Origin of the sequence: Streptomyces sp. NPDC005878, assembly GCF_040629815.1 — a bacterium.
GTDB lineage: Bacteria > Actinomycetota > Actinomycetes > Streptomycetales > Streptomycetaceae > Streptomyces.
Window position 1 is genome coordinate 128,398 of the sequence record NZ_JBEXWK010000023.1, and the last position, 9,603, is coordinate 138,000.

Genomic DNA, 9,603 nt, shown 5'->3' on the forward strand with positions numbered 1-9,603 from the left:
TCTAGAGGGAGCGGCTACATGCTGCCTGGGTCATTGGCTCGGCCGACAGCTGCCCACCAGGCGATCACTCGGGCCGCCATCGCCTCCGGCTGCGAAACCAGAGGGTCCAGGCCGAAGTGATCCTCCAGTTCGTGCCGCAGAAAGTCACCGATCTCCGTCTGGTCAGCGCGCACACGGAGCCGCTGGAACAAAGGGGCGAGCATGCAGTCGTACTCATCCTGCACATCGTCGGCTACACCGATCGGGTCCCACTCATTGAGCAGGCGCCGCAGGTCGTTCTCGATGGCGGGGGTCCCAGGCTGCATCGCTCAAGAGTGCCACCCGGGATCGACCGCCGCCATCACTCACCCCCACCTTGATCCAAACGAAACCGCCTAGCCGGCAGTCCAGCGGGCCCACACAACTGGACCGTGTGGAGGGGCGTACGGATCTCTCCCACCAGCAGGGCCAGGACAGTTGCGGGCCTAACTCACCGGCGACGCACCGTACATCACACCGGCCGCGCCCAACCCCCGGCCAACCCAATCACGTTGTCACCCACCATGAGGGGAACTCACGACATGAACAAGGCCCAGCTGATCGATGCCATCTCCGACAAGATGGGCGGCCGCCAGCAGGCCACCGACGCCGTCGACTACGTCCTCGACGCCATCGTTCGAGCCGTCGTCCAGGGCGAGCGCGTCTCGATCACCGGCTTCGGCTCCTTCGAAAAGGTCGACCGCCCGGCCCGCTACGCCCGGAACCCGCAGACGGGCGCCCGCGTACGGGTCAAGAAGACCTCGGTACCCCGCTTCCGCGCGGGCCAGGGCTTCAAGGATCTCGTCTCGGGCTCGAAGGAGCTCAAGAAGAACACCCTCGCGGTGAAGAAGGCCCCCAAGGGCAGCCTGACCCGCGCCGTCTAACCCTCCGCGCCCCAGGCCCCGGCGCCCCGGTCCTCGAACCGGGGCGCCGGGGCCTTCGCCGTTTCACGCGGACCCCATGGATCAGCCGACAAGGGGTGCGCTTTGACGAGCAGGCCACCGCTCGGGGTTGACCCGGTTGCCCCGCTCTCGTCCACGGTCCGCGTCCACGACCAGACGAAGGAGCAACCCCCATGCCCGCTACCGCACCCACGCCCGACGACGCGTTCGCGTCCGGATGGAATTTGTCCCTGGGCGAGACCATCGACCGCGCCGAACTGCACCAGCGCTACGGCGGACGCATCCATCCGCGCATCAGCCCCGCACGCCCCTCCCGAAACGTCTTCTTGTTCACTACGCCCGCACATCCCGCTGGGCTCTTCGACGGCTGGACCGGCGAGCATGTGCACTTCACCGGCGAGGGAGGAACGGCGGGAACCGACCAGGTACCCGCCCAGGGAAACAAGTCCGTATTGCACCATCACGCCGAAGGCCGCACCCTGCGCCTCTTCCACCAGCGGCCCGACACCACGGAGGTGACCTACCTCGGGCATCTCCACCTGGACAGCGACCGCCCCTTCGTCTGGGCCGACGCGCCGAGCGACCCCCGCAGGCCGCTCGAGATCGCCCGCCGCCTCGTCTTCCGGCTCCGTCCCGTGCTCAGCCCCCCGCCCGGCTTCCTGCCCACGACGCCCCCGGCAACCTGGAGACCGCAGATCCGCACAGACTCCAGCCCAGCGCTCCTCCCCGACCCGAGCCCGGCCCAGCGCACCGCCGCAAGTCTCCTGGCCTCCTACAGCCGATACCTGCGAGTGGTGCATGCCACCGACCTGGTCCACTACCGGGTCCGGCCGGCGGGGACGCTTACGGAGGTCTCCACCCACCACGACCCCGCCCGCAACGAACTCGTCGCCGTCCGCCCCACCTTGGCGCGCACCGTCATCTGGGCCGCCCTCGGCGAGCTCCAGGACGTCACCCGCTTCATGGACCAGCGTCCCGATCGCGCGCTGCTCATTCCCTCCGCGCCCGACCACGACCTGGCCGAGCTGCTGCACCACGCGGGCGCCGCCGCCATCTGGCCGGTCGACCGCCACGGCTTCGCCCGCACCCAGCCGCCGAACCGCGACGAGCACCACTAGCCCGGCCGCACCGACTGGCACGGCCATCCCGCACACCACCCAACAGGGCCCGCCACGAGCCGTCACCCGGCCGGAAGCGGGCCCTGCCCCGCTTCCGGATCGCTGCGCAGCGGCCCGCCTTCCTGGACCGCCGGGGAGTTGCGGGGCTTGCCGCGACCCGGGCGACTGTGAGCGCGCTGGGCCTGCCCGCCGCGCCGCGAGGCACACCCCTTCCATCTCAGTGGAGGGCCGGACCAGCTCGTTGCGCAGCCCACCCCACCGCCAACTCACCGCCGACGCAGAGGCCCCCGGTCCCGCAGTCCGGCATCCGCGAAGGGCTCGGGCGCTGGCATGGCACCGAGACAACACCGTGGCCCGCGGCCGGACCGTCTCATCGACTGCCTCCTACACCGCACACCACCCATCCGAACTCCCTGGACTCGTGGAGTGCCTCATCATGGCCACCGACTGGCTCCTCTCGCAGAACGAACGAATGAAGAAGCAGGGCATCTTCAACTGGACACTGCCCGCCTGGGTCGTCACGCTCCAGGACGTAGCCCCCGACGGCACCACCACCGTGCGCAGGGTCAACGTCTGCCCTTCGGCCGGGGTCTGCGCCAAGCACTGCTACGCGCTCGGCTCCGACTCCGGATACATCCGCTTCCCGGCCGCCCGCGACCGCCACCTGCGCAACCTCCGCATGGTGCTGGACACCCCGCTCTTGTGGCAGAAGCGCATGGCCGCCGAGCTGCGCCACCCTCGCTACCAGCCCGACCCCGAAAAGGGCAAGCTGGGGCATATCAGGATTCATGACGCCGGGGACTTTTTCGACGACGCCTACACCCTCATGTGGCTCGAGATCATGAGAGGCGCACCCGAGGGCCTGACCTTCTACGCGTACACCAAGGAAGTCAGCCGGTTCCGGCGCCTCGTCGAACCGAACCCGCCCGCCAACTTCAAGTACGTCTTCTCCCGCGGCGGCAAGGAAGACGCACTCATCGACCCCACCCGCGACCGCGACGCGGACGTGTTCCTCACCCTGGAGGACCTGGAAGCCGCCGGGTACTCCTCGCAGGCAGCCTCCGACCTCCTGGCCGTACACGGTCCGCCCCGCGTCGGGATGACCGTCAACCGCCACCGCAAGGGCATGACCGCGTCCTTCGGAGAGCTGCAGCGGCAGCGAGACGCCGAAGCCGCCAGCCGGCGCGCACGCCAGCAGACCAAGGCCCGCTCCTCCAGCTGACCGAGCTGCCCCCAGGCCCGCCCCGCGCCGTCAACCCGGCCGGTGCGGGCTCGCTGCTTTCCCCGCCGAAGAGGGTCGACCGGCAGGTTGCCGGGCTAAGCGCACGCGCGGCCAGCGTCGGCCGAACCGACGCGGCCCGCAGCCGCGCCCAACCACCTGGAGACCCGCATGCGGTTCCTGATCACTGACGACTCCCGGCGAATCCTGACCGCCATCGACGTACCCGACGTCCCCGAGGGCGAGAGCGCCACCATCGGCATCGAACGAGCCGACCGGCCCGACCTGCTGTACGTGGGCGCCGACCTGCACAACGACGGCACGGTCGTCGTCGGCCACTGGCCCGACGGCGAGGACTGGGTCCGTGTGGTGCACACCGCCGGCGTTCCCGATGCCTGTGGCCACTCCACCCCGGCCGACCGCAGAGCCGACCTACACCCGCGCACAGATCATCGCGGCCCTCACCAGCGCCCACACGCGTATGGCGCCGAACGAGGACCCGTCCGTGACCGAAGCTCTGATCCGGGCCACCCTCAGCTCCCTCACCGAACAGACCGGGTGACCGGGCCAGGCACGCCAAGGCCCGTTCCCGTGCCGCGACCGGCGCCGGAGCGGGCCCTTCGGCATCCCGGCCACACAGGCAACGCGACAGCATCCGGTCTCGCCAGACAAGTTGCGGGACTAACCCCCGGCGGCCCCAACGTCGCTCCAGCCAAGCCGCTACGGGAGGAACTCCTCCAACCAGCAATGAACGCGGCTCCATCGCCGCCCATGCGCCGCAGCGGACCACTTCTCAAGCGCTGTGCACGCCCCCCATCGCGCGGCACGCCCATTCACGGAGTCAGCCATGCCCGAACCACCCGCACTCGCACCCGAGTCCACTCCCGCCCTGGCCTGCTTCCAGGCCGTCCTCACACTGCCCGGCGACCACGGCGACGACTGGGACCCCGTCGACACCGTGCGCTGCACCCGCTGCGGCCTCCTGATCCGAGCCGGAGCCGCCGCCACCCTCACCGACCTGAACACCACCGCGTTGGAGCACACATGCCTGAGCACCTGACCAAGGCCACGATCCTGCCCACGCAGGTCACCACGGCGCGCCATGAACTACGTGAAGCAACCGGCCAGACCGCCGAGATCCAGCGCACCTCCCCGCTGCACTACCTGTTGGTCCTGACCAGCGAGCGAGTCGAACTCACCCTCACCTGGCGCCGCAACTACCGCGGCTCCTGGAAGTGGAACAGCTCGACCCTCACCGTCGACGGAACACCCCGCGACCTCGCACGCGACCTCGACGACTTCGCGCGCATCTGGAAGGACCCCGACGTGCTGTCCCGGCCCGGCGGTCGATCTGAGGTTCCCGCCCTCACGCCCGTAGCCGACGAAGCACAGCTCCCCGGCATGGTGCGCCAATCACTCGACAGGATGCGCAGCCACGCCGAGCGCAAGGCCAGCGACGGAAGCGTCCAGGTCATCGCGGCGGAAACCGAGACCGGATACACCATCGAACTCGCCAGCCCCCGGGGCACGCTCCACCTGCGCTACGCGCCGCGCCGTCGCCCCGCCGGAGCGTGGGACCTGGACAAGCGCAACGGGTTCCGGATGTTCGACGCGAACGGCATGGACGCGACCAAGAAGTTCGCCGGAAACGTGATGGCCGCGCTCGCGGACTTGTTCGGACTCGGCGCAGCACCCGCCGTGCCCGGCCAGACCGGGCAGGCCCGCCAGGCCAGCGTCAACAACTCCGTACGCGTCCGCCGTCACTCGGTCATCCGGGTCTGACCCGCAACGCCACCGGCATTGCTCCTCCCACCTGGCCCGCCCCCGCCGAGACCGGCTCGGGGCGGGCCTCGTCAGTGCCCGTCGAGGGAAAAGCGGGGCGCCGAGTGCGCAACCAAGTTCCACCGAGGGAGCGCCCTCCGCAGGCGCAGTTGCCCCGCTAGGAACCCGCTGCGCGATCTTCCTGACCGCCGGCCAGCACCAGGTAGAACCGACTCCTGGAGCAAGGACTGGCGCTCACCCATCACCGTGAAGATGAGGATCTCCCCGTTCATGTCCCGTCCACGCACTGCCCCGTCCTTGACCGTGCTCGCCCTCGCCGGGGCCATCCTGCTCGTCGCCATCCTGCTTGTGCTTGTCGCTGTGCTCGCCGGTGCAGGCAACGGCACCCGTCACTCCCCAGCGCACTGCACCACGGCCCCCATCCTCGGCGCCCCCGCAGGTGCACACCCGTGCGCCGCGCACACGACGGGGAGTGTTCCTGGCCGGGGGACCACGACGGGACCACGTCAGCCCGCAGGCCCTGCGCGTAAGGAACCGGCCCGGAAGGCACCCGCCGCGATGTCCAAGGCCCCGGCCGCTCCGAAGGCGCCCGTCGTTCCGAAGGCGCCCGCCGCGCCCAAGCCCCGCCGCTGACCCGTCCCCCCAAGCAAGCACCCCAGGGCCCGCCCCGCCGATTCCGGCCGGGCGGGCTCACGCACGCTCAGCGAACCGCTGTCTTCCGCCTCGGATTGCGGAGCTAACTCCCGGTGCGGCGACCGTCCACCGTGGCCGGGCGATCCCGGTCGCTGAACCCACCCACGCAACGGAGAACCATGGGCGACAACCTCTCTCTTGACCACGCGATCGCGGCCGTCCGCGCCGCACTGGCCGCCGAGCACGACCTCCGCCAGTTGAACATTCGGCGCACCGCCGATCCGGACACCTACATCACGGTCACCCACCGCCCCAGCCAGGCCGCCAACCTCAACCAGGAGGACCAGCACGCCGCCTACACCGCGACTCTGCAAGACGCGGGATGGGACCAGGCGCTCAACCTGGGGCCACTGGTCCTGATTCCGGGCATCCCGCCGAGCGACACCGAGCCGGGCACCTACACCGCAGCCTGGGCGACCACGCTGGATGGGCTCACTGACCCCGTGGACGCCGCCTACGAAGCGCGGGGACAGCAGCACGACTACGAACTCACCGAAGCCGAATGGACCGTCACGGACGCGACCGGGCGCCCCCACGTCATCATCACCGACGACAACCCCGAGCCCGAGCCCGAGCACGCCGGACACGTCGAAGCCCACATCCCCGCCTACGGCCACGCTCACACTGCATAACCGCCCCCGACCACCGGGCCGTCCTCCAGCACCAAACAGAGGACGGCCCGGTGGCATGCCGGCCTTGCCCGGCTAAGGCGTTCGCCCAACAGGGTCACCCAGGCACTCCCGATCTGCCCCCGGGCCGGGCGCACCGTGCGCCCCTCTCCGCCCGGCGAGCCTCCACGGACCCCACCAGGTGGAATATCCACCTGCGGGCCCGTCTGTCCCCGGAAGGACGACCCCCATGACCCAACAGAAGCCCGTCATCGAAGAGATCCCCCTCGGAACGCACTTCGACTACCCCGCCGACCAGCCGGTGACCACCTACGAGCGGGACAGGCGCGACCTGATCGCCCGATACACCCGTTTCGCGCAGGGACGCGGACACGTAATCAAGAGCTACCTCATCCGGCCCGCAGAGTCGACGAACCAACTCGTGGTCGAGCTGTTCGACGCCACCCTCACGCAACTCATCGTCACCTGCGCCACGCTGCAGCGCGAGGGAGTGGGCGTGTGGTACGCGATGGGCACTCTCGCCGACCTGGCGCGCTTCCTGCCCTCGCCCACACGGAACATCCTGGTGCTGCCCGCCGAGCCGGACAGCGACCTGGACGGCCTGTGCGCGATCCGATCGATCACGCCGGTGTGGCCCGCGGACGGCACCGACGCCTTCACCAACCACCTGGAGAGCGAGCCGCCGCTCTGACCAGCGGCCCTCTTCCGGTCCCGCCCATGCCTCAACTGCCGGGACGGGACCACCGCACGTAGCCGCGCCGGCCGACGCTTGCGCGGCTAGCCCACGGGCCGAACACCTTCATCCCGCCCCCGGGCGGTGCCCCGCTTCCCGGGCCCGTCACCCGCCCCTTCCCGAAGTAGGAGACATGAGCGACACCACCGAACGCATCCCGCTGCTTCGCGGCACCTGCGTCCAGATTCAGCTGGGCCACAACCGCTACGAAACCCGTGCCATCGACCCCCGGCGCGAGGGCGCTGAGGGCCAGGACCTGGCGGCCGCCCAGTTCTACCCCTCCCACAGTGACGGACAAGGGATCACCGGGTGGATCGTCTCCGGCACGAGCAGCGACCACTACAGCGAGCCCATCAACAGCCGGGACCAGGCACTGAAGCTCCTACACGCAGTCACCCGCGCCGAACGTGTCCTGCTCCGCCGCTACCCCAACATCTACCCCGCCGTTCCGCCTGTGGCACATGAGCAGATCCGGCGCGAGTTCCCCGAGCTGCGCCGCCTCAACCAGGGCAGCTGAGCCAAGCAACCGAGCGCTTCCTACGGGGGCGTCCCGCCGCGAAGCCCGCGGCGGGACGCCCCCGCTGTCGTTCCCGGCCTTCCCCGACAGCCAGACCGGTTGAAACTCCCGCCCGCACCCGCAACGCCCATGCCTGCACCCGCTCGGCGAATCGGGTTGCACCAGTTGACCCGGCGTCGGCCACCGTCACGTCCGGCAGCCAACCCTGGGCCGACCACACCCCTCCGGAGGACCACCCGCCGTGACCGACACCAAGATCACTCGTGCCACTACACACCAGAGCACACGCCCCGGGCAGGAGGACGCCGAGAGCGCCGGAGGCGATCCCGGCGGCACGCAGCCGCACACGGACGGCGAAGCCAGCAGCCACCGGGGCCCGACCAGTGCCCAGGTATGGGAGATCGCTGATCTCCTGGTCGGAGCGGGCGTCACCCTCCCCCTGACCATCCTCGCTGTCATCGCCGACGCACGGTCCTGCTGGCAGGACGACCTCGGAGGCAAGGCCGCTGCCTCCCAGTACCGGCACTGCGCCCACCATCTACGGCAGGCCGCAGAAGCCCTCGTTCGCGGCGGGCACTCGACCGACGAGGAAAAACGAGACGCGGCCAACGCCCTGGCGAGCGCCTACATCGAAGCCGCCGCCACGCACGCTCGGGAAGCCGACCTGACCATCTGACACCACCACCCGCCGCCCCGCCCTGATCTCAGGGCGGGGCGGCGTCGCGTCTTCGCACCAGGTCTCCACGCCGCACCCGCGCCCGCCTCTTCACGGTGCCTGTTGCGGGGCTTGCCCCGCTGCCCACCACGGTCCGGCCACGGCGCGCAGCCACCCCACGGCTGCGCGCCGGCAGCCCACATCCCACCATCACGTGAGGACACGACCGTGCCCAACAGCACCCTCAAGTACGACCCGACGACGCCCGAAGGCCAGGCCATCAGCCGTCTCTTCCGCGAAGTCAAGAGCATCGAAGATAGCGACGGCGGCTGGAACGGCGGCGACACGGTGGACCTGCTCTGCGACTTCTTCATCCGCCTCGGCATCGATATCAACCGCGGCGACTACCAGGTCGACTCCGTGCCACCGCAGGCCGTGTCGCCGGAGGCCGATCCCGACACTGTCGCCGAACTCCTCGCCACTCATGCAGAGTTCACCACCAGCGGCTACCCCACGGGAAACGAGGGCTTCTTCTACGCCGAGTCCGGCGATGACGGCTTCCCCGACGTCACGCTACTGACCTTCCCTACCGCCGCTGCCGCCCGCGTCCGCACGGCCATGAGCGTGCTCCGTGCTGCCGGATACACCGCCACAGAGCAGGCCCCCACCAGCCCCGAAGCCGCAGTCCGCACCGTCCGCGTCGACGCCGGGGTGCTCCGCGCCCTGCCGCACGACGCCACGACCGCCGAACGCGCCACCCGCATGCTCCAGGACGCCGGATTCACACAGCACCCGGACAGCGGCGAGCGGGCCCAGGTCGTCAGCTACAGCATCCCCACTCCCGTGACCTGGCGCCCCGACTGGGTGCAGATCGACGTCACCGCGCCCCGGAGCACGGGCCGCGACGCCCGTGAAGAGGTCGCCCGAGCCATCGCAACGACCCTGACCGGCTCCGGCTGGAGTGTCGACGTACGCGGCACGGAGACGCTCCACGCCACCCCGCCGACCGCCGAGCCCACCCCGGCATCCACGCCTGAACCCGTCGGCGAGCCGGAACTCGTCCCCGCCGACGTCATCGCCAGCGTCCGCAACGTCCTCGAATACAACTGGGCCACGGAACAGTTCGACTACCGCCAGCAGGACCCCGAGGGCCAGAAGCACCACATCGCCACCGACCTGAACCGGATCGCCAGGCACTGGGGTCTCTACCGAGTCTGAGACCCGCCGAGCCACCGGCACCGGCAACAAACCGGCCGCGGGCGCACCGGCGAACTCACCCCCACCGGCGGGCGGGTCGTCGTCACGGGCGAGATCGGGTACCTGCCGCAGAACCTGAC

The 9,603-nt window shown here is 70.2% G+C and carries 11 protein-coding genes and 1 pseudogene; 11 read left to right on the top strand and 1 reads right to left on the bottom strand.

Annotation, left to right across the window (positions count from 1 at the left end):
* Positions 1-14: 14 nt before the first annotated feature.
* Positions 15-305 carry a hypothetical protein gene (locus ABZ404_RS28315; protein ID WP_358836590.1) on the bottom strand — a complete coding sequence of 97 codons (291 nt, stop codon included), beginning with the start codon at positions 303-305 and terminating at the stop codon, positions 15-17.
* A 255-nt stretch (positions 306-560) separates the two neighbouring features.
* Here ABZ404_RS28315 and ABZ404_RS28320 point away from each other — a divergent pair.
* From ABZ404_RS28320 to ABZ404_RS28370, 11 genes and pseudogenes are all read left to right on the top strand, one after another.
* Positions 561-995: pseudogene (locus tag ABZ404_RS28320) on the top strand (HU family DNA-binding protein); the annotation flags it as partial.
* 98 nt (positions 996-1,093) lie between these two features.
* Positions 1,094-2,038 carry a hypothetical protein gene (locus ABZ404_RS28325; protein ID WP_358837036.1) on the top strand — a complete coding sequence of 315 codons (945 nt, stop codon included), beginning with the start codon at positions 1,094-1,096 and terminating at the stop codon, positions 2,036-2,038.
* Between the two features lie 436 nt (positions 2,039-2,474).
* The gene (locus ABZ404_RS28330) at positions 2,475-3,260 is read left to right on the top strand and encodes a hypothetical protein (protein ID WP_358837037.1); all 786 of its coding nucleotides are present in this window, start codon (positions 2,475-2,477) and stop codon (positions 3,258-3,260) included.
* Between the two features lie 394 nt (positions 3,261-3,654).
* Positions 3,655-3,819 carry a hypothetical protein gene (locus ABZ404_RS28335; RefSeq protein WP_358837038.1) on the top strand — a complete coding sequence of 55 codons (165 nt, stop codon included), beginning with the start codon at positions 3,655-3,657 and terminating at the stop codon, positions 3,817-3,819.
* Positions 3,820-4,104: 285 nt separating this feature from the next.
* On the top strand, positions 4,105-4,317 hold the full coding sequence (locus ABZ404_RS28340; protein WP_358837039.1) for a hypothetical protein: 213 nt from the start codon (positions 4,105-4,107) through the stop codon (positions 4,315-4,317).
* Complete coding sequence (locus tag ABZ404_RS28345) at positions 4,302-5,039, top strand: hypothetical protein (protein WP_358837040.1); 738 nt, start codon at positions 4,302-4,304, stop codon at positions 5,037-5,039. The genes ABZ404_RS28340 and ABZ404_RS28345 overlap by 16 nt, the downstream gene beginning before the upstream one ends.
* A gap of 812 nt (positions 5,040-5,851) precedes the next feature.
* The gene (locus ABZ404_RS28350; RefSeq protein ID WP_358837041.1) at positions 5,852-6,364 is read left to right on the top strand and encodes a hypothetical protein; all 513 of its coding nucleotides are present in this window, start codon (positions 5,852-5,854) and stop codon (positions 6,362-6,364) included.
* Positions 6,365-6,590: 226 nt separating this feature from the next.
* Positions 6,591-7,052 (top strand): hypothetical protein, encoded by a 462-nt coding sequence (locus tag ABZ404_RS28355; protein WP_358837042.1) that lies wholly within the window; start codon positions 6,591-6,593, stop codon positions 7,050-7,052.
* Between the two features lie 175 nt (positions 7,053-7,227).
* A complete protein-coding gene (locus tag ABZ404_RS28360; RefSeq protein ID WP_358837043.1) occupies positions 7,228-7,611 on the top strand; it encodes a hypothetical protein in 384 nt (127 codons plus the stop codon).
* 241 nt (positions 7,612-7,852) lie between these two features.
* Positions 7,853-8,287 (top strand): hypothetical protein, encoded by a 435-nt coding sequence (locus ABZ404_RS28365; protein WP_358837852.1) that lies wholly within the window; start codon positions 7,853-7,855, stop codon positions 8,285-8,287.
* Positions 8,288-8,494: 207 nt separating this feature from the next.
* The gene (locus tag ABZ404_RS28370; protein WP_358837851.1) at positions 8,495-9,484 is read left to right on the top strand and encodes a hypothetical protein; all 990 of its coding nucleotides are present in this window, start codon (positions 8,495-8,497) and stop codon (positions 9,482-9,484) included.
* Positions 9,485-9,603: the final 119 nt, after the last annotated feature.

Coding starts and splice junctions, on each gene's coding strand:
- ABZ404_RS28360 (WP_358837043.1), top strand. CDS start 7,228: ATGAGCGACACCACCGAACGCATCCCGCTGCTTCGCGGCACCTGCGTC.
- ABZ404_RS28345 (WP_358837040.1), top strand. CDS start 4,302: ATGCCTGAGCACCTGACCAAGGCCACGATCCTGCCCACGCAGGTCACC.
- ABZ404_RS28330 (WP_358837037.1), top strand. CDS start 2,475: ATGGCCACCGACTGGCTCCTCTCGCAGAACGAACGAATGAAGAAGCAG.
- ABZ404_RS28325 (WP_358837036.1), top strand. CDS start 1,094: ATGCCCGCTACCGCACCCACGCCCGACGACGCGTTCGCGTCCGGATGG.
- ABZ404_RS28340 (WP_358837039.1), top strand. CDS start 4,105: ATGCCCGAACCACCCGCACTCGCACCCGAGTCCACTCCCGCCCTGGCC.
- ABZ404_RS28315 (WP_358836590.1), bottom strand. CDS start 305: ATGCAGCCTGGGACCCCCGCCATCGAGAACGACCTGCGGCGCCTGCTC.
- ABZ404_RS28355 (WP_358837042.1), top strand. CDS start 6,591: ATGACCCAACAGAAGCCCGTCATCGAAGAGATCCCCCTCGGAACGCAC.
- ABZ404_RS28350 (WP_358837041.1), top strand. CDS start 5,852: ATGGGCGACAACCTCTCTCTTGACCACGCGATCGCGGCCGTCCGCGCC.